At 39.9% G+C, this 20,442-nt stretch carries 16 protein-coding genes and 1 pseudogene; 11 read left to right on the forward strand and 6 right to left on the reverse strand.

Annotation, left to right across the window (positions count from 1 at the left end; genetic code table 11):
- Nucleotides 1-15: 15 nt before the first annotated feature.
- Nucleotides 16-1,449, reverse strand: coding sequence for an LCP family protein (locus tag HXT41_RS00755; protein WP_041160486.1), 1,434 nt, complete (start codon nucleotides 1,447-1,449; stop codon nucleotides 16-18).
- 322 nt (nucleotides 1,450-1,771) lie between these two features.
- Between HXT41_RS00755 and HXT41_RS00760 the strand changes: the two genes are divergently transcribed.
- Both HXT41_RS00760 and HXT41_RS00765 read left to right on the forward strand, forming a co-directional pair.
- Nucleotides 1,772-5,173: a glycosyltransferase family 2 protein gene (locus HXT41_RS00760; RefSeq protein ID WP_421788734.1), complete on the forward strand. Its 3,402-nt coding sequence runs from the start codon at nucleotides 1,772-1,774 to the stop codon at nucleotides 5,171-5,173.
- The gene (locus tag HXT41_RS00765) at nucleotides 5,160-6,746 is read left to right on the forward strand and encodes a DUF5719 family protein (RefSeq protein ID WP_004110770.1); all 1,587 of its coding nucleotides are present in this window, start codon (nucleotides 5,160-5,162) and stop codon (nucleotides 6,744-6,746) included. The genes HXT41_RS00760 and HXT41_RS00765 overlap by 14 nt, the downstream gene beginning before the upstream one ends.
- A 76-nt stretch (nucleotides 6,747-6,822) precedes the next feature.
- Here the strand turns inward: HXT41_RS00765 and HXT41_RS00770 are convergent, their stop codons facing one another.
- On the reverse strand, nucleotides 6,823-7,251 hold the full coding sequence (locus tag HXT41_RS00770) for a metallopeptidase family protein (RefSeq protein ID WP_012914044.1): 429 nt from the start codon (nucleotides 7,249-7,251) through the stop codon (nucleotides 6,823-6,825).
- 119 nt (nucleotides 7,252-7,370) lie between these two features.
- Here HXT41_RS00770 and HXT41_RS00775 point away from each other — a divergent pair, with 119 nt between their 5' ends.
- Both HXT41_RS00775 and HXT41_RS00780 read left to right on the forward strand, forming a co-directional pair.
- On the forward strand, nucleotides 7,371-8,192 hold the full coding sequence (locus HXT41_RS00775; RefSeq protein WP_421788737.1) for an HAD-IIB family hydrolase: 822 nt from the start codon (nucleotides 7,371-7,373) through the stop codon (nucleotides 8,190-8,192).
- A 91-nt stretch (nucleotides 8,193-8,283) separates the two neighbouring features.
- Complete coding sequence (locus HXT41_RS00780) at nucleotides 8,284-9,177, forward strand: ComF family protein (protein ID WP_116994808.1); 894 nt, start codon at nucleotides 8,284-8,286, stop codon at nucleotides 9,175-9,177.
- Here HXT41_RS00780 and HXT41_RS00785 read toward each other — a convergent pair.
- The 3 genes from HXT41_RS00785 to glgB all read right to left on the reverse strand — a co-directional run bounded on the left by HXT41_RS00785 (nucleotide 9,174) and on the right by glgB (nucleotide 13,453).
- On the reverse strand, nucleotides 9,174-10,349 hold the full coding sequence (locus tag HXT41_RS00785) for a sensor histidine kinase (RefSeq protein ID WP_421788739.1): 1,176 nt from the start codon (nucleotides 10,347-10,349) through the stop codon (nucleotides 9,174-9,176). The genes HXT41_RS00780 and HXT41_RS00785 overlap by 4 nt on opposite strands.
- Before the next feature lie 61 nt (nucleotides 10,350-10,410).
- Nucleotides 10,411-11,163, reverse strand: a complete 753-nt coding sequence (locus HXT41_RS00790) for a response regulator transcription factor (RefSeq protein WP_004110759.1) — start codon at nucleotides 11,161-11,163, stop codon at nucleotides 10,411-10,413.
- 16 nt (nucleotides 11,164-11,179) lie between these two features.
- Entirely contained in the window at nucleotides 11,180-13,453 is a 2,274-nt protein-coding gene (gene glgB, locus HXT41_RS00795) for a 1,4-alpha-glucan branching protein GlgB (RefSeq protein WP_033888684.1), read from the reverse strand.
- Between the two features lie 134 nt (nucleotides 13,454-13,587).
- Between glgB and HXT41_RS00800 the strand changes: the two genes are divergently transcribed.
- Complete coding sequence (locus tag HXT41_RS00800; protein ID WP_012914048.1) at nucleotides 13,588-14,184, forward strand: CarD family transcriptional regulator; 597 nt, start codon at nucleotides 13,588-13,590, stop codon at nucleotides 14,182-14,184.
- A gap of 212 nt (nucleotides 14,185-14,396) precedes the next feature.
- On the opposite strand, the gene HXT41_RS00805 is transcribed toward HXT41_RS00800, so the two are convergent.
- On the reverse strand, nucleotides 14,397-15,449 hold the full coding sequence (locus HXT41_RS00805; RefSeq protein WP_116994806.1) for a metal ABC transporter solute-binding protein, Zn/Mn family: 1,053 nt from the start codon (nucleotides 15,447-15,449) through the stop codon (nucleotides 14,397-14,399).
- A gap of 121 nt (nucleotides 15,450-15,570) precedes the next feature.
- On the opposite strand from HXT41_RS00805, the gene HXT41_RS00810 reads away from it, so the two are divergent.
- From HXT41_RS00810 to coaE, 6 genes and pseudogenes are all read left to right on the forward strand, one after another.
- Nucleotides 15,571-16,455 carry a bifunctional methylenetetrahydrofolate dehydrogenase/methenyltetrahydrofolate cyclohydrolase gene (locus tag HXT41_RS00810; RefSeq protein WP_004110747.1) on the forward strand — a complete coding sequence of 295 codons (885 nt, stop codon included), beginning with the start codon at nucleotides 15,571-15,573 and terminating at the stop codon, nucleotides 16,453-16,455.
- Nucleotides 16,456-16,601: 146 nt separating this feature from the next.
- Nucleotides 16,602-18,104, forward strand: a complete 1,503-nt coding sequence (rpsA, locus tag HXT41_RS00815) for a 30S ribosomal protein S1 (protein ID WP_012914051.1) — start codon at nucleotides 16,602-16,604, stop codon at nucleotides 18,102-18,104.
- A 250-nt stretch (nucleotides 18,105-18,354) separates the two neighbouring features.
- Nucleotides 18,355-18,684 (forward strand): TM2 domain-containing protein, encoded by a 330-nt coding sequence (locus HXT41_RS00820; RefSeq protein ID WP_004111099.1) that lies wholly within the window; start codon nucleotides 18,355-18,357, stop codon nucleotides 18,682-18,684.
- A 70-nt stretch (nucleotides 18,685-18,754) separates the two neighbouring features.
- Nucleotides 18,755-18,871 (forward strand): annotated as a pseudogene (locus tag HXT41_RS00825) (dephospho-CoA kinase); the annotation flags it as partial.
- A gap of 224 nt (nucleotides 18,872-19,095) precedes the next feature.
- A complete protein-coding gene (locus HXT41_RS00830; RefSeq protein ID WP_248893267.1) occupies nucleotides 19,096-19,668 on the forward strand; it encodes a TM2 domain-containing protein in 573 nt (190 codons plus the stop codon).
- Nucleotides 19,669-19,737: 69 nt separating this feature from the next.
- The gene (gene coaE / locus HXT41_RS00835) at nucleotides 19,738-20,442 is read left to right on the forward strand and encodes a dephospho-CoA kinase (RefSeq protein WP_248893269.1); all 705 of its coding nucleotides are present in this window, start codon (nucleotides 19,738-19,740) and stop codon (nucleotides 20,440-20,442) included.

Here is a 20,442-nt window from a genome sequence, read left to right on the forward strand (position 1 = left end):
ATCTTGCTTAAGTGTTTATTTTTTTCTAGGCACAGCGCAAAGTACATTGTTTGCATACTTGTCTGCAAAGCCAACGTATTGTCCTGTTTGTGGATTGTGAATAGTTCCATTTTCAGGATTTACAATTCCTCCAGTATTTGGATCAATAAGTTGTCCTTGAGAATTTTTTATTAATCCTGTTTTTGGATCAACACGTCCCATCTTCTTTGGATCTGTAGTTTTATTAAGCTTGTCGTTTTCGTTTATATTGTTATCGTCATCCGTATCTTCATTGTCTTGATTATTCGTATTCTTAGACGAATTATTGGCATTCTTTTTGTTAGTGCCGTTAGTTTTATGATTTAGCGATAGCGGTTTATTTTCACGCATCAAATCCCAAATATTGTTTGCTTCATCAGACCACACAACACGATTTGGATCATAAGGATCTGGAATAACAGGAGTAGTACGAGCATAAATATGTGAAGAATCTAATTTACGCATGCTTAATGCCAAACCGACCAAAGTGGTAGGATTGGCCAAGCCTTCACTTATATTCAATGCTCCCAACGATGCTTTTGCAAGCTGGTAAAGCTCACTTGTCTGAGTAAATAAGTTTTTAGATAGTGCTTGATGTAAAAGCTGTTTAATCAAGTATTGCTGTCTTGTTGTTCGCATTATGTCAGAGCCATCGCTTGCTGTATCGTGGCGCATTCTAGCGTATTGAGTAGCAAGTCGACCATTAAGATGCTGCATTCCTTGTTTGAAATTCACGCCCGTATAGGCATCGCGAGTTGCTGTTGGGATGCACACAGATACTCCACCAACTGCATCAATCATATTGCTTAATCCACTGAAATCAGCGACTATAAAATGATGAATATTTAAACCGGTAAGTGAATTAACAGCTTTTAACGAGCATGATGCTGCTGAAGCTAAATCTCCACCTTGCGCATATCCTAAGGCGAAAATTGAATTAAACATCACATGTTTTCTTGCAGGAATATGTCCTTTTGTAGTGTCGCATGCTGGTGCGTTTACCATAGAATCTCGTGGAATAGAAACGATATTCATGTATGATCTATCTGCGCTAATTTGAACTACCATAGTAGTATCTGACTGATGATCACCAGTTTCGCCGTCATGTGTAAAGCTCTGATTATTCCCATCTCGAGAATCTTGACCTAAAACAAGAAAAGTTACTGGTTTGCCTGCGTTAATATCAAGTGTTTGATTAGCTTCTGGATCTTTAGATATAACGTTTATGACTCTGTTACTTACAGCAGAAGAAAAATCTAACCACACTGCAGCTATGATTGTTGAAAAGAATGTAAGTACTGAAATAACAAACATGCACAGTATCTTGCGCGTGCGGTTAATCATTCTATAACCAAGACTATGATGAGGAGTTGAGTTCCAATCTTCGCCTGGTTGGTACCGCATGCCTTCAGGATACCGTGAAGTTGTCATCGTACCTTCTTTCTCAATAATGAGTAACCTTTTAGGTTGTGGCAATATCATTTCTTTTGTCATCAAATAAATCAATATTCAATGGACACATATAGCGTGTAATTATAGCATGCTGCAGTGAGATTTATGACATCTGGTTGTGTTGAATATTATTTGATATTTTAAAGAAAATTTTAATAAGTTTACGCAAATATTCTAATTAAATTTATATGAAGCATACTGGTTAATATGAGCAAAAATAATTAATAAAATATGTATAAATTTATTTAGAATTACGACTTGTGTTTTGGCGGATACATACCCCCTGCGTAAACTGGTAAGTATGGATTCGATAACCGCTCATAATCTTACATTTGAAGACGAAGTTTTACAGGTGCTGTCATCTGCGAAAGATGCGCATCCTCATGATGTGGATTCGTCCATTATGGCAATGATGTGTGTGGAGCGAGATACTCGTTTTTATGCTGATACGTTACATGCAGTACTAAGTCAATCAATTCTTCCTGGAACTTTAGTAATAGTCGATTGTGCTAGTCGAGTAAAGCAGACTATGCAAACGAATTTACAAATAAAAATTAATTCATCTAAGCTTGCGGGAGCAATTAATACTAGGAAATCATTATTGCAGAATGCTAATAATATCGATTCCAATAATGCAATTGATAGCGATTCAAAATATAGACCAAATACTAATCGCGTAAATAATACTCGCGTAAACAATAGTGAAAATAAATCTGTACACATAATTATTATTCCCATTTCTTATGCTCATTCTTTTGGAGATGCAATAGAAAAATCTTTGCGCAAGATTTTGCCTTGTGCAGGAGTTTCTGCATTATGGCTTTTGCATGATGATTCTCGTCCTGCAGACTTCCATTGCTTAGAATATTTGCGTGAAACTTGGCACAATACTCCGACTGCATCAGTATTGGGAGCTAAACAAGTTGATTGGCAAGGAAATATCTTGCACAACGTTGGAATGTATGCTTGGCGTCACGGTGTTCATACTCTTACTGTTGACGGCGAGCCAGATCAAGAACAGTATGATGGGCGTGGAGATGTGTATGCAGTATCGCTAGCAGGTGCTTTAGTCACATTAACTGCATGGCAGACTTTACGCGGTACGCAACCATGGATGACAACTTTTGGCGAATCAAGAGATTTTTGTCGTAGAGTATGTCTATCTGGAGGTCGTGTTGTTGTAGTTCCTTCAGCTCGTATCGCACACAGGCGTGCAAGGTTAGAAGGTATCCGTACTCGTAACGGTGATGCTAGAAATCATAATAATTCAGGATCTAAGTATGGTGTAGCAGCTTCTCTCGTAGCTAAGCAGCGTTACAAATACACTGATATTAGTATTTTTTTGTGGCCTCTTATATGGATTCTTAGTTTGCCTGCTTGTTTCGTTGGCGCTTTGCATTCGCTGTTTGCTAAACATCCTTATATAGCGTGGATTCGTCTGCTTTTGCCATGGCTTGCTATTATGCAATTACCTAGAGCAGTTTTTGCTCGCAGAAGGGTTGCAAGGAATACTCGTGTTCCCTTAAAACGACTTGTTCCTCTTATCGCAGATCGTCATCAAGTTGCACGTTGGCGTGATCGTAGTTCTGCTTTCCAAGCTCAACAGCATTTCGTGCTGTTAAGTCCTCTAGCGAAGCGGCATTTGCATATTCGAGTGTTGCGTAGGTGGAGTGCTGTTATTCTTGCATCTCTTCTTCTTTTTGCAGTCATATTGAATTTATATGGCTCTCCATGGCGTGAAATTTTAAGTGGCGCTTCTTGGAATGCACAGCAATGGTTACCAACGGGTGCAGATTTCAATCAACTATGGAATTCTGCTATTGGTGCATGGGTTCCTGATGATGGTTTTGGACCTGCAATTCCTCCAGCACCATGGCTAAGTATTTGGGCAATCGCATCAATTGTGGTTGGTGCTAACCCGTTATTGGCTGTCACATTAATGTTCTTCTTAGCTGCTCCAGCTATGTGTTTAAGTTTTTGGGCTCTTGCTGGCGTATTTACGCGCTCGGATACTGTGCGTGTATGCGCTGGTATTTGCTGGACTATGATTGCTATTGCTTTTGGTTTGTTTGCACGCGGTGATTTGCCAATGTTAATGACTATGGCATTTTTGCCTGCAGCATTTGCTTTTGCGTTCCATGCTGTTGGAATGTACGTAACAGAAGATCCTGTGCGTCCTGTTAAATCCACTCAATGTGCAGCATGCGCAGCATTATGCTTTATGGTTCCAGTAGCTGCAGAACCGCAGCTTGTTTTGTCTCTTATTGTTATTTTTATTGCGTCGTTTATTATGGTGCGCTCTCATCGTATTATGTTCGCGCTTATGCCTATACCATCGATAATTGTTTTGCTTCCTACAATAGGAAGTGCTATTAGATATGGCGAATCTGGAATGTGGCGTCAATTGTTCTCTAGTATGGCTTTGCCATTGAGAAGTGTGCAAGGTGCTCCACGCGTAAGCGATTACGCTGATGTTTTGTTGCACGCTTTTAATATGGCTTCTCCTAATGTTGAAATTAATATGCCATTGATGAGCTTAAGAACAATAATAATGGTAATTTTTGCAATTCTAGCTGTTGTTATGGCTGTTACGTCATTAACTTTGCCTTTTGCTTTGCGAGTTTCTCGAATGATGTGGGTTGTGATTATTTCCGGAATGCTGTTATCTCTTATTGCCGCTCGTGTTGTAGTTGCATCCGATATTTCAGGACCTGTTGCTGCAAGCGTTTTGCCTGGAGTCGCATTATCTACTGTCGGCATTTTATCTTGTATGTGCATGGTTGCCGGTCAAGCTGTTCGACGCTTTGAGCCACTACGTACTTCGAAGGAATCTGAGTCTCAAATTTTTGATAACTATAAAACTCGTGCAAGTAGACGTGCTGCAATGCGTCGTTCTGCGGCACAATTGTTGCAGCGCATAATTCGCATAGCACGCGCTGTTCTTGCAAGTAGCATGTTGACTATGGCGGTTCTTTTGGGTCTTTTTGCTGTATTGAGCGGACCTGCTACATCTATTTGCGCAAATAACAATGAGCTCCCTATGGTTGTTTCTGATTATTTGCGAAAAGACGATACTCGGCGAATACTTGCTTTAAGAGCTCAAAGTAGCCATGATTTGTCAATCTCTATTATGCGAACATCTAAGGGAGATGCAATAGACGAATCTCCAGCACTTCGTGTTAGACAAGTAATGTTTGGTGATTCATCAAGCAATAAAGCAATATATCGTGCCTCAGCACAGTTGTTATCTCATGCAGATAATGGCGCAATTTCAACGTTAAAGCAACTTGGAATTGGTGGTATTTATATTGTTAATAGTTCAGAAAATAAGCAGGTTTCCCATAAAACTTCTATGTCAATACAACAATTGTTACATCCTTCTGTGCAAACTGTGAGTAATATTAACAAAGAAGCTACTGAACAATTAATTGCACACGTTAACGCTTCTGACGGTACACAATTGGTTGTTTCATCACCGCAAGGAACTTATTGCAGATTTGATGGTGTGCCTGATTCTAAGTCGTTGTCTTCTACATCTCCGTATTATCGATCTAGGCCTCTTGCGTGGAGAGTTCCTTGGATTATTGTTTCTTCTATGGTATTACTGCTGTACTGTATTGTTGCCGTGCCTCGATTTGGCAGACATGCAATGATAGAACGTTCAGATGACAGGCATGAGGAGGAATTAGATGAACTGGCATAAAAATCCTCATGAGGGCTCTAAGCATGGTGAAGTAAATGCGGATGTAGATATTAATCGCAAGAACAAAATAGTCAGTATTGTCTCACTTGCTATTTTTAGTGCAATAATACTTATTGCTTCTGCATGTGTTGTTGCATTATGCTTACCAATGCCTCACTTTGTAGACAATCCTAATACTCCATCTAGTGGCGTTATAAGTAGTGTTGGTTCTACTCGTTTGCAAACTATTTGTCCTATTCGATTGTCTCTTCCAGATTTGACTCAATATGGTGATAGCGAATATAACGAATCAGAAGGCGATTTACAATCTTCTGCTCGTTATGGTGCTTTTGGAGATGTGTATAGTTCTAGCTTGCGTAACATACGAGATAACAATGATCAATCTATTACGTTGAATTCAAAATCAACTGATGATGATACGTCAGCTTTTATTGCTAACAATAATGTAAATCATGACGCTCAAGTTCTAGAAGGACATTTGTCACGAGTTGGATCTGGCACTGGAATATCTGCTTCCATGGTTTCATGGGCTACTAAAGGTGACGTAAAAGGTTTATCTGCAACTACCTGTTCAATGCCGTCTATGAAACAGACATTCCTAGTTCCGGAATCTGCTGATGGAATTTCTATTCGTTTAGAAGCGTTTAATGCTGCTTCAAAATCCACTGTTGTTCGTGTTAGAGCTTGGTCTGCAGAGCATGGCAGTAATCAGTTAAATCTTTCTACAGGAAGTGCTTCTACTGTTCCTGCTCGTTCTCATGCATATTTTGATCTTGCTGCTGCCTCTCCTAAGACTTCTGGATTATACGTGCAAGTTGAAAGCGAGCAGACACCTATAGCATCATTTGTAAAAGTCATTCATATGAGTGGCTTATCTGTAAAAGGTGTAGATATTGTTCATGAATTAAGCACTCAATCTAATACAAATATTCTTTCAGGTATTAGTGAAGGCGATCAATCTAAGTTATATGTATGGCCAAATAAAGATGGTAATGTAACGCTTTCATGGATGAATGATACAGGTTCTAAAGAAGTAAAGAATTTGACGTTAAAAGCACACCATTTGCAAGTTGTCGATCTTGGAAAAGTTCCGGAGCATGCTAATGCTTTGAGCGTAAGTGGAGATGTTCCTACTCAAGTAATGATGTCCATTACTAAAGATGGCAAGGATAATCAATCAGATGTAGCTTTTATTACACCATCTAACGTACAAGGTAGTGGCGCAATTGTATCGCCTGTTTCTGCTAATGAAACAGCTCTATACCTTTCTTCTTCAAGTGATAAAGATACTGCTGTGCGTTTGCAAGGATTTGATTTAAATGGTGTATTAGCTGCTACAAAAAACGTAACGATTCCTGCGAATGCATCTTTAAGAATTCCTGTTTCAGAAATTTCGCACGATGCAGTTATGTTTATTGCGAAATCGCATAGCAAAGTTGCTTTGTCTGCCCGTATTCATAAAGATGAAATCGATAAGGCTGGTATAGCAGGTATTTCTTGGCTTTCTGCGCAATCTTTGGAACCGCAAGAAATGAAGGTATACGTTAAAACTGACAATCATATTGTGCAATAATACGAATAAAAATATTGCTATAAGCGACTATAAATTAATTAAAATACTTAATAATTTTAATTAATTTAAAAATTGTTTACAAACCCCAATCTGGATCAATTTCTTCTGGTCTGCGACCGTATAGTTCTGCTAAGCATTGCACAAGCTCATCTCTGATAGCATATTGAAGTTCACTTCTGCTGCTTACATGAGTGCATAGCGGAAGCCTATACAATACAATTCTAGATTGCATACCACGGCTAGCTGGAAAAGCTTGCGAAAGTATTCTGCGGTTTTGCTCCCATAACAGTGGTTGCGAAGGCGGCACATCTTCTACCGCGAATTGAACGTCTTTAGTTAATGCTTGCCAAGCACTGTTAAGGCGTCTAATTTGAGCTGCTACCATGGCATCAAACATTCCGCTAGCAGTTCTATATTGTGGCAGGCGAGTACCAAATATTGGTGCCCTAAGACCTCTACCATGCCTATTTCTATAGTGACGTTCTTCCCAAATTAGACCTGTCATGCTTCCACTTTACGAGAAGGCTAGGGCAATAATATGTAAATAATTAATATGCGGTGTGTGAAATACGCTCACACTATAGAATACTGTATATATGGTTTTAAAAGTCAGGAGGATTTGTAATGCTCAAACCAATAGTGCATGATTGGAATGAGTTTAATCTTGACTTGAGCATTGCTAAATCGTCTCTTATTGCTTTTGATTTAGATAACACACTGGCATGTTCTAAAAAACCTATGCTTAAATCGATGGCTGAATCATTAAGTAAGCTGATTGATATAATTCCTGTTGCTGTAATAACAGGTGGCTGCTTAGAGTTAGTTAAGAAGCAAATTTTAAATATGCTAACTATTGGCACTAATCTTAAAAATATTCACATAATGCCCACTAATGGAACTAGTTATTATCGTGTGAATAATGACATGTTATTGCAATGTGTTTATGAACATACTATCGATTTTAAGCAAGCGCAATGCGTTATTGATGCAATACACAAGTGTGCAAAAAATATAGGCGTTTGGAAAGAACCCGGCGATCCAATGCTGTGGGGAGAACAGATAGAGAACCGCGGTAGTCAAATTACTTTTTCGGCACTAGGACAACTAGCTCCTATTGAATATAAAAAAACTTGGGATCCTAGCGGTTGTTTGAAAGCTCAACTTGCACAAAGCATTTCTCAAGCTTTACCTAATTTTGCTGTACGCGCTGGAGGAGATACTAGCATCGATATATACAGGCGCGGTGACGATAAAGCTCAAGCTTTGCGAATGCTGTCTCAATATTGTGATGTTAATATTGAAAAAATTACTTTTATTGGCGATCGTATGTATCCTGGAGGAAACGATTATCCTACTGCCTTTACAGGAGCTTTAATTATTAAAGTAAGTAATCCTTCGGATACTTTAGAGCTTTGTAATAAGGTACTTAATATTTTAGAAATATAGAATTTTATTAATTTTTCATTTTAAGATACCTTTTATCCACAATAACATTTTTTATTTGCATAGCCAATAAGCTATCGCATATGCTGTCATTATGGTTGGGAGACGCAAGGTTATAAACCACCAAAACAAAAAGAAGTATAGAAGCGTGACATCTCATGGGGGATTAGCATGTCACGCATCTGTACCTTGTGGTGTATGTGAAAACAAGGATGTTGATTTTATAAATTGGCGTTTTGCTAGTTGGAAGAATGTAGCGATTGCTTTATTTAATTTATTTTTGCCTCGCGCATGTGCAGGCTGTGATACTCCAGATTATATATTGTGTGAAAACTGCAAGAAAGCGTTGCAATGCTGGAAACGTGCACCATTTGCCAGAACAGTATGTGGATATCGCTACGCGTGTGGTTCGTATTCTACGGTTGTTCGCCGCTCAATATTATTGTGGAAGGATCATTTCGATATTGCATGTGACAAAATATTTGGTGAACTTATTGGCGATTTAGTAGTAGAAGTTATATCTAAATTCTTGCGCTCGCATTCTTGTTATATAAGTGAAAAACCTATATTTGTTATACCAGTCCCGTCGTCTAAGCATTCATCAAGGCATCGTGGACGTAAGCATATGTTGCCTGTTGCAAATTGTGTTGCTAAACGATTGTGTAATAGTGGCATTAGAGCATACGTTTTAGATATTGTAAGTATGGATGTTAGAATTACTGCGAAATCAGTGCAAACTTCCGGTTTTCGCGGAAGGTCTAACAGAATTTCTAAGGCATTTAGCATCGATTTTAAAGAATTGAGAAAGCAAAAGTTTGAAAATCAACGCGAGTACAAAGCTATTGTATTGGATGATATTGTAACTACTGGCTCAACTATGAATAGCTGCGTTTCAACTTTACAGAGTAGTGGAATTACTGTTTTAGCATGCTTTTCTTTAGCATGTGTATGCAATAAGGATGATCGTACAGCAGATTACGAATGTTAGTTTGCTATTGTATTGCTATAGTTTAGCGGAAGCGCAATTTCAAAGTTCGGACCGCGTTTATCGTCTACTACTTTTACAGTTCCATGGTGCAATTGTGCAGCCCAACGAGCAATTGATAATCCTAATCCTGTTCCTCCTGATTCTGTGCCAATTCGCTGATTTCCTTTAACAAATCTTCTGAAAATATCGGCGCGATCTTCTTGAGGAATTTGTTCTCCAAAATTCACAACATTGCATATTACAGAGTTTTGGCTGTGATTAATATGAGCACTTATAAGAACACGAGTTCCATCATCTGAATGTTTTAGAGCGTTAGAAATAATATTAGTAAAAAGTTGCGAAAGGCGAGCTTGATCTCCTGTTAATTCAATCTCATCATTAATTTGAACTTCAATATTATGATTATGACCTGAATCAGCTATTTCTAGTGGTTCGATAATTTCGTCAATAAAGTCTGTGAAATTAAATGAAGTTATATTAAGGCTTTCCGCGCCTGCTTCAACTCTAGATAAATCAAGAAGGAAAGTAATAAGATCAGCAAGTCTATGAGTTTGGTTTAATATAGCTTCCATATTAGATGGAGTAGGATCAACAACTCCGTCTGCAAGATTTTCAAGCATCGCTTGTAAAGCAGAAACAGGAGTGCGCAATTCATGGCTTACGTTTACTATAAGCTCTCTACGCATTTGATCTGCATGTTCAAGTTCTTCTGCCATTTCATTAAATGCAAGAGTTAACTTACCTACTTCGTCACGACGATTTTCTACAGCAACTCGCACAGAATAGTCGCCGTCAGCCATAGCTTCTGCAGCATTTTTCATTTGACGAAGTGGTGCTGTAAGTCCTCTAGAAAAAATGTATGTAATTCCCAGAGCAACAATAAGTGTTAATGGCATTGCAATCCAGCCATTTAGACCAGTTTTAAGTAAAAACCATGCCATTACGAAAGCAATTGCTGTTGCAAAAACAATAATTGCCGAAAGTTCAATTTTTAGAGATGAAAAAAATCCGACAGGTCGATTTGGATAATTATGCTTTACAGAAGAATTCGTAAATCGCATTTTTGACTTATTTTTAAGTTGAGCATTTGAGTTTTTATTTAATAAATTACGTTGTTTAGTATTTTTATATTGCTCAGAATTAGCATTATCTATTTTATTTTCTAATACCATTTACGAATTTTCCGAAGCTAAAGTGTTGTAATTATTTACTATTTATGAAAGTAATAATTATTTATGAAACTTGTGATTGCAGAACTTTGTCGTAATCACTAATAGGTGGCTCGAATGCGTATCCTATTCCGTGTACAGTACGAATCCATTCCGATCCAATTTTATGTCTCAAAGACTTAATGTGTGAATCTACTGTGCGAGTTCCAGAAGCATCCGGCCAATCCCACACCTCTTCAAGTAACTTTTCACGCTTAAATACAGTATGAGGATGACGAGCTAGAGTAGCGAGCAAGTCAAACTCAGTTGGTGTAAAATGTACCTCTTTGTCGTTTAAAGTTACAAGTCTTTGACGAGGTCTAATAATAAGTGACCCAAAATTAATTGTGCGTTCATGTTCCATTGTCTTTGCTATTTGCGATGCGCGTTCTACGCGTCTCAGCAATGCTGCGCAACGAGCAATTAACTCACGTGGCGAAAATGGTTTAGTCATGTAATCATCTGCGCCTGCGCTTAAGCCAACAATTTTATCGGCTTCTGCATCGCGTGCTGTTAACATGAGGATAGGAACAGGCATTTTGGAGATAATTCGTCGAGTTGCTTCAATCCCATCCATAATAGGAAGCATAATATCCATAATTATGAGATCAGGTTTTAGTTGTTCGGCAGCTCTAACAGCAGACGCTCCATCTGTAGCGACTCTTGCTCTCCAGCCTTGTGCAGTAATGCGTTGTGCAATTGCTGTAGCAAGATCTGGCTCATCCTCAACAACGAGAATTGTACGAGCATTTACGCTAGCTGATGGAGCGTTTAGCATATTTTAAAAAGACCTTTCAGTGTTGTACTGGCTTCAAGAATACCGCACCTAACGCTGGAACAGTGATTCTTGCAGAGTATGGTCGAGAATGATACTCTTCAGCAGTAGCAGTGAATGTGCCGTTGTGAATATTAGATCCGCAATACTTTGCATCATCAGTTGTGAGTATCTCTTCCCACTGTCCGCCTTTTGGTAACGCAACCTGATAGTCTTGCCAAGCTTGACCCGAGAAGTTTACTACTACAACGATTTCTTCTCCGTCGTCGCCAATACGCATGTAGCTTAAAGTATTGTGATCGGAATCGTCGCTTGTAAGCCACTGGAAACCATCAGGAGTAAAGTCTTGACTCCAGAATGCACGAGAGCTCTTATATAGAGTATTCAAATCTGCAACAAGCTTTTGCACACCTTGATGGAACGGCCATTGCAGCTCATTCCAGTTAAGCGAAGTATTGAAGTTCCATTCGCTGGACTGTCCAATTTCTCCACCCATGAACAGAAGGTTCTTGCCTGGATGAGACCACTGGTATGCAAGCAATGCTCGCAATCCTGCGAACTGTTGCCATTCGTCTCCTGGCATCTTTCCAAGTAACGAACCCTTACCGTACACAACTTCATCGTGGCTTAATGGCAACACATAATGCTCAGAGTATGCATAAACCATTGAGAATGTAATTTCGTTATGATGCCAACGACGATTAATTGGTTCCTCTTTAAGATATTGCAAAGTGTCGTGCATCCAGCCCATATTCCACTTCAAGCCGAATCCTAAGCCGCCCATATCGGTTGGTGCAGTTACGCCTTGATAAGCAGTGGATTCCTCAGCAATCATCATGATGCCAGGATTATTCTTGTATGCAGTTGCGTTTGCTTCCTTAATGAAGTCAATTGCTTCAAGATTTTCGCGTCCGCCGTAGATGTTTGGTCTCCACTGTCCTGCTTCACGGCTGTAATCCAAGTAAAGCATTGAGGATACTGCATCAACGCGCAACGCGTCAACATGGTATTCATCAAGCCAGAAGCAAGCATTAGCAACCAAGAAGTTACGAACTTCATGACGACCAAAGTTGAAGATGTAAGTACCCCAATCAGGATGCTCACCTCGCATAGGATCAGGATCCTCATATAATGCTGTGCCATCAAAACGACCGAGTGCAAAGTCATCCTTAGGGAAGTGAGCTGGAACCCAATCCATAATGACGCCAATGCCTGCTTTGTGGAGTTTATCTACCAAGTACTTAAAGTCATCAGGGGAGCCAAGGCGAGAATCTACTGCATAATAACCCGTTACTTGATATCCCCAAGATCCAGAGAATGGATATTGTGTCAACGGCATAAACTCGACGTGAGTAAAGCCTTCTCTTTGCACATAATCAACTAAATGATCAGCAAGTTCGCGATAATTACCCAAATCGCGATTCCAGCTGTTAGCTTGTACTTCGTAAATGCTTATTGGACCATTGTGAGCATCTGTTTTTGCGCGCTCATCCATCCAATCAGTATCGTGCCACTTAAACTCAGAATCAACAACAACAGATCCTGTGTTTGGTGGAACTTCATGAGAGCGCTCCATTGGATCGGCTTTCATAATCCAATTGCCAGATTGTGTAAGAATTTCGTACTTATATACTTCTCCTGCTGTAACTCCTGGAATAAAAAGTTCCCAAATGCCAGAAGAGCCGAGTGAACGCATAGCGTGGCGACGACCATTCCAGTAATTAAAGTTACCAACTACGCGTACTGCACGAGCATTTGGTGCCCACACTGAGAAAGCAGTACCAGTAACTTTCTTTACCATCTTTCCAGTTTCAGGAGATATAAGTCCCCATGAATCTGTTATCGTTTTGACGTGTGCGCCTAATGCTTCCCAAAGACGCTCATGACGACCTTCTCCAAATAAGTACATGTCAAGTTCGCCAACTTGAGGCAAATAACGGTAAGGATCATCATCTGTGGACTCAGAACCGTCTATTTCCACAGTGTAAACGCGATAACTAGGAACAGACCAAGACTTTGTTTTTGTATGCTTTACTGCAGGAATAACAGCTGTAAAGATGCCGTTATATTCGTGTTTAGCTTCGTATTCACCGTTCTTAGTAAGAATAACAACTTTCTTTGCCATAGGGCGCAATACGCGGACGGTTACAGTGTCGGCACCTTTGCCAGTTCCAAGGTGACCTCCAAGAACCTCATGTGGATTGTAATATTCTGCATTGCTCACCGCAGCTAATACGTCCTGTCGGACTGGAACTGCGACTGCATCTTCATTGATGTTAGTAACTGTACTCATGTTGACTATCATACATGCTTTATTGCTGTAAGTCGCGTGTGTTTCGCGCTATTGTGAAAAAAATATGAAAATTTTTTCAAGTCGTGACCTTATGGGAAACTGTTATGAGTTTTTCTGTGCATACGGAGGGTTCTGTGGAATATCAAGTCGGCGATATGGTCGTCTATCCTCGTCATGGTGCGGCTCGTGTTGAAGAAATTAGTGAGCGCACCGTAAAAGGTGTAACTCGTCAATATTTACGATTGGTAGTGTTATCATCTGATGGTTTAGAAATTAACGTACCTGTCGATAATGTTAAAAAAGTTGGCGTGCGAGACATTGTTGGAGCGCAAGAAGTTGCAAAAGTTTTTGAGATTTTGCGTACTCCAATAGTTGAAAAAGAGATGAATTGGTCTAGACGCTACAAGCTTAATGTAGAGAAGATTGCTACTGGCGATGTTAACAATATTGCTGAAGTAGTTCGTGATTTATCTCAGCGAGATGTTGATGAACATGGTTTATCTGCAGGAGAAAAGCGAATGCTTGCTCGCGCTCGCAGTATTTTAATTTCCGAAATTGCTTTGTCTGAAAAGATTGATGAGATTGAGGCGGAGCGACTTTTAGATGTGAATCTTGGATACAAGGAGCCTCAAGAAGGCGATGAAAATCACCATACTGTAGCTCCAGAAGAGCCTGCATCGCGAACTTTAGCGCTGTTAGAAGAGCGTAGCAAGAAATCTAAGAAAAAATGATTTGCGATATGCAAAATAAATAAATATTAATTGTTCATATTATTTAAGCCCTTCTAAATGTCGGTATATCGGCGAGTTAGAAGGGCTTTTGCTTATATATTTGCTTACGTATTTATTGTATGTTTTGCTTTTGTTCTTGCTTAAAACAGATAATAAAAAATCCTTGCATTTGTAAAATACAAGGATTTTTATGTTTATAGATTCACCTAAATTTACTTGCCTGGATCTTGCTGACCTTGGTTAGAATTTTTAGGATTAGTATTCTTTGCTACATGTGGCTTCTCAGTGATTGGCTTTTTTTGAGGCTCTTTATCATCAATGTCTTTACGCATATCCTTTGTTGCTTTTACAGCATTATGTAGGTCGTCACAAATCTTCATAATCCATTTATCAAGCTGATCTGCGTATTTTGGCATAAGTTCGCTTACTCGTACTGTAGACGTGTAGCTGCGTCCTGCGATTCCGCTTAGCAAGTTCAGAACATCGTTTCCTTGCTGGCTATCGCTAATCAACACATCAATTTTGCGACCTTCAATAAGCTTCTGAAACTCCTCAACGCTTGAATGTTCTGGTTCATTATTGTTATTTACTGAGTCAACATATTCTTTAGGTGAGCTATCTTTCAAATTGGCATCAGACATTAGCCAGAAAAGAATAGGAGATGTAGAAGCATACTTTGCGTTACCATTTTCTTTAGAGAAATCACTTAAGTAGGTGGTTAATTTCTTTTCCTTTTCCTGCCATTGTGCTAGTCGCTTAGAAAAAGCTTGCTTTTTTGATGGCAAAACTTTGGAGAAGGTGTCAGTCATGGCAGATGCCATAGCATTCCTAGCATCGTGAGAAAACCAAAGATATGGATTGTCTCCGTTAAGTGCTCCTACAGTACCTGCTGCACTAAGCACTTCAGCTTTAGCTGGGTGTACTTTGTTTGCCCAATCATCGTAGCCTGCACCATTTGTAACTAATACTTGTGCATTCTGCATATTTTTTAAATCTTTTGAGCTAGGTTTAAACGACGATATGTCTGTATCTGAACCAGTCATAACTGATTCAACTTTGACGTCAGAGCCACCAATCTCTTGAGCTAAGCTACCCCAGGTGTCAACAGTGGATACAACAGAAATATTTGTTGCAGCTTTTGGTTTTTCTTTTGGTTTTTCCTCAGTTTTTCCACAAGCTGCAAATCCAAGTATTACTGCAGAAGCAATAAGGCATGTTATGGCAGTTTTTCCAAACTTCTTTACTGCACAAAGAACGGTACGCATCACTGTGACTCCTCCCGTGATAATGGTGCGTCGGCGCACGTAAAATTGTTAGTCGACCCATATCTTCTATACTTCACGATAGCCTATCCTTACGAATTGTGCGAGTTGGGAGGAATTTTTTATGACTATTGTGCTAGATGGTAAGGCTTTAGCTAGTAAAATTAAAAAAGATTTGGCAGCGCGCGTTGCTATTTTACATAAAAAAGGCATTAATCCAGGTTTGGGTACGTTGCTTGTAGGTAGTGATCCTGCTTCGTTGAAATATGTTGCTGGTAAGCATCGTGATTGCGAAGAAGTGGGGATTAATTCTATTCGTTGCGATCTGCCAGAAGATGCTAGTGAAGATGAGATTCTTGCTGCTTTACAGAAATTAAATAATGACCCTCTTTGTACTGGATTTATTGTGCAACTGCCATTGCCAAAAGGTATTGATGCTCAAAAAGTTATTTCTTCTATTGATCCTGCAAAAGATTGTGATGGAATGCATCCATATAATTTGGGTGAACTTGTTACGCATATTTCCGGTAATATTACAACACCTTTGCCGTGCACGCCGCGTGGAATTTTAGCTTTGCTTGATGAGTATGGTATTGAACTTTCTGGTAAGGAAGTTTGTGTGCTTGGTCGTGGCATTACGGTTGGGCGTACTATTGGTCTTCTGTTAACACGCAGGGGAGTAGATGCAACTGTTACGTTGTGCCATACTCATACTCGGAATGTTCAGGAGATTATGCGCCGTTCTGATGTAATAATTGCAGCAATGGGTTGTGCTGGTTTTGTTAAGCCTGAAGATATTAAACCTGGCGTTGTTCTTGTTGATGTTGGTGTATCTCGTGTTTTTGATGAAGAGGCTGGCAGATATCGTGTAAAAGGTGATGTTGATTCAGCTTGTCGAGAAGTTGCTGGAGCGTATTCTCCGAATCCTGGTGGGGTAGGTCCGATGACTCGAGCTATGTTGCTGGCGAATGTTGTAGATATGGCTGAGCGAGCAGCTAATTGCAAATAAAATGCGACACGCCCGAAGTAAAACGTAAATTTTGGCTATACCTGTATATAAAATCGACAAAGCGTGTGCATAGTATGCACATGTAGCATAAATACATAATTAAATATCGAGTAATATCCACCCCAAGAAGAAACCACTAATAACTAATGGCAGAGAATAATAACGAAGTCGCCAAGGTTGCGATTAATGATATTGGCACCGAAGAAGACTTCATCAAGGCAGTCGATTCAACCATCAAGAATTTTGATGATGGTGATTTAGTTGAAGGTACAGTCGTAAAGATTGATCACGACGAAGTATTGCTGGACATCGGCTACAAAACTGAAGGTGTAATTCCTTCCCGTGAACTTTCCATCAAAAAAGACGTTGATCCAGATGATGTTGTCGAGGTTGGCGACACCATTGAAGCCCTTGTTGTAACTAAGGAAGACAAGGAAGGACGTCTTATTCTCTCCAAGAAGCGTGCACAGTATGAGCGTGCTTGGGGTGACATCGAGAAGATTAAGGATGCAGACGGCATCGTTGAAGGTACCGTTATTGAAGCTGTTAAGGGCGGCTTGATTGTTGATATCGGTCTTCGCGGCTTCTTGCCAGCTTCCTTGGTTGAGATGCGTCGCGTGCGCGATCTTTCTCCATACATTGGCCAGAAGATTAAGGCTAAGATTCTCGAGCTCGATAAGAACCGCAACAATGTTGTGCTTTCTCGTCGCCAGTTCCTTGAGGAAACCCAGTCCGAAGTTCGCGAAACCTTCCTCTCGCAGCTTAAGAAGGGTCAGATTCGCGAAGGCGTTGTGTCTTCTATCGTAAACTTCGGTGCGTTTGTTGACCTCGGCGGTGTTGACGGTCTCATTCACGTGTCTGAGCTTTCTTGGAAGCACATCGATCACCCATCTGAGGTTGTTAAGGTTGGCGATAAGGTTACCGTTGAGGTTCTCGACGTTGATCTCGATCGCGAACGTATTTCCCTTTCCCTTAAGGCAACTCAGGAAGATCCATGGCAGCGCTTCGCTCGCACTCATGTTCCTGGACAGGTCGTTAAGGGCAAGGTCACAAAGATTGTTCAGTTCGGTGTGTTCATCTCCGTTGAAGATGGCATTGAGGGCTTGGTTCACATTTCTGAGCTTGCAAACCGTCACGTAGAGAACCCAGAAACTGTTGTTAAGGGTGGCGAAGAAGTATTCGTGAAGGTTATCGACGTTGATCTCGATCGTCGTCGCATCTCCCTCTCCTTGAAGCAAGCTACTGAAGCTGTAGATCCAAATTCTGAAGATTTTGATCCAGCTCTCTACGGTATGCCAGCTGAATATGATGCTGAAGGCAACTACAAGTACCCAGAAGGCTTCGATCCAAACACTAACGAATGGATGGTCGGTTACGAGCAGCAGCGCGAAGAGTGGGAAGCTCAGTATGCTGCAGCACACCAGCTTTGGGAAGAGCACAAGGCATTCGCTGCTAAGGAACTTGCGGCTGCAGCTGAATCTGCTGCTGCTGACGGTCAGAGCGAAGAAGCTGAAAAGAAGCCAGCTAAGGAAGAAAAGAAGGAAGAAGTTGCTTCCAACTATTCTTCTGAAGCAACTAGTGAAGGTGCTTTAGCTGATTCCGATCAGCTCGCAGCTTTGCGTGAACAGCTTTTGAACGAAAAGAAGTAGTTTCTACTTTCTACTAGAAGCTTGTAAATAAAACAGTAAGATGCCCTCGGTGACTAATCATCGGGGGCATCTTGCGTATTGTTGTTCATAATGTTTTACGAGTATCTTGAGTATATTTGACAAGTATTTTATAACTCAAGTTTTGTAATTAAATATAGGTACAATCAATTTTCTTTTAATAATCGTGATTATATGATGTAAAACGTCAATCGTATTTACTAATCGTATTTACTAAAAGGATGGTTAAAATATGAACACTTTGGAAAACAACCAGCAAAATGCTCAGTTCCCTTCGTACGATGGAAATAGTGAGGAGAACACTAAAGCAACTTTAGTAAGCTCGCGCAAGAAAATTGTTGCAGGTTTGCTAGCGATTTTCTTAGGCACATTGGGTATTCACAATTTTTACCTTGGTTTTAAAGGAAAGGCGATTGCACAGCTGCTTATTTCTGTTCTTTCCTTTGGGTTCCTGTCGATTATTACGGGAATATGGGCATTGGTTGAGGGTATTTTGATTCTTTGCTCAAAGCCTGGAAGTAAGTGGCACAAAGATGCTGATGGTGCCGAGTTAAAGGATTAGTGTTTTATAATTATTGTTAATAAACAATGCCCTGGTAATTATTTGCTGGGGCATTATTTATAATTCATATATGACAATGATGCGGATTGCGGTAAAGGGCGGAATTGCAGCTGGAAAATCTACAGTAGTAAATCATTTGCGTTCGCTTGGCGCGTTTGCTATAGATTACGATGTTTTAGCGCGTGAATGAAACTTCTATCGAAGGTGCTTTAGCTGATTCCGATCAGCTCGCAGCTTTGTGTGAACAGCTTTTGAGCGAAAAGAAGTATTTTTCTACTAAAAGCTTATAAATAAGATGCCCTCGGTGAGTAATCATCGGGGCATCTTTTAATATCTTTAGTAATAACGCTTTGATTTATTAATTTTTTATTATACAGTTTTTAAGAAAATAAATTTCTTACGAGAGAAAGTGTGATTATTGTGAGTGATTTAGATAATCAAACTGGAGATTACTCCGGCTCTGACGGACAGACTCAGTACGGACAACCACAGTACAATGATCAGTCCCAGCAGTATAACCAGGCTCAGCCACAATATAACAACCAATCCCAGTATGGTGCTCATACTCAGTACAATGCTCAGCCACAGTATGGTCAGACTCAGTATGATCAGAATTCATATGCTCAGCCGCAATACAATGCTCAGCCGCAATATGGTCAGTACTCTCAGTCTACTCCTCAGTACAATCAAGCATCTTCATACTCTAACTATGGGTCTAATTATTCATCAAACACATACAGAAGCTCTCATAACAAGATTGCTGCAGGCCTGTTAGCCATTTTCTTGGGTGCTTTGGGTGTGCACAATTTCTATCTTGGTTTTAAAGGCAAGGCTGTTGCTCAGCTGCTTATTTCTATTCTTTCTTTCGGCTTGCTGGCTTTTGTTTCTGGAATTTGGGCATTTATTGAAGGAATTTGCATTCTTTGCTCTCAGCCTGGTTCTAAGTGGCATAAGGATGCCGATGGAGCTGAACTTCAAGACTAATTTTACAATTATTATTTAGCGTATAATGCTCCGGTAATTAGTTACTGGGGCATTACTTATAATTTATATATGACAATAATGCGTATTGCGGTAACGGGCGGAATTGCAGCTGGAAAATCTACTGTAGTAAACCATTTGCGTTCGCTTGGCGCTTTTGTTATAGATTACGATGTTTTATCGCGCGAGGTTGTGAAGCCAGGAGGTTACGTATTTCAGCAAATCGTAAGCATTTTTGGGGAGAATGTCGTTTTGAATGATGGCTCTTTAAATCGCGAGTTTATTGCAAAGCATATTTTTGGGTACTCCGATGAGAGTTGTGCAAATCGTAAGAAGCTTGAGTCGCTTATTCATCCTGCTATTTATGATTGCGCAAAGCTCTTAGAAAGCAAGTATGAAAGCGAGTATATTAGTAAAATTTCTAAGGAAAATCGCAACGTGTTGGACAGTATAAATTCAGTTATTGTGCACGATATTCCGCTCCTTGCGCAAGTAATCGACAGCATTCCATTTAGTTTTGACCATATTATTACTGTTGAAGCGCCTCAAGAAATTCGCGTTAAACGAATGATAAGCGAGCGAAATATGACTGAGGATCAGGCTTTGGCGCGCATAAATAGTCAGCTTCCTAGTAAAATGCGAAAAAATATCGCAGATTTTGTAGTTGATTCCACTAAACCAATGGAATCGATGCTTAACAGTGTTGACAATACGCTAAAATCATGGTTGTGTGACGCAAACAATAAAAGTGCTGAAATGACGAAACTGGGGAAGTAA

The sequence above is a fragment of the Gardnerella sp. DNF01189 genome (assembly GCF_049244195.1).
GTDB lineage: Bacteria > Actinomycetota > Actinomycetes > Actinomycetales > Bifidobacteriaceae > Bifidobacterium > Bifidobacterium swidsinskii.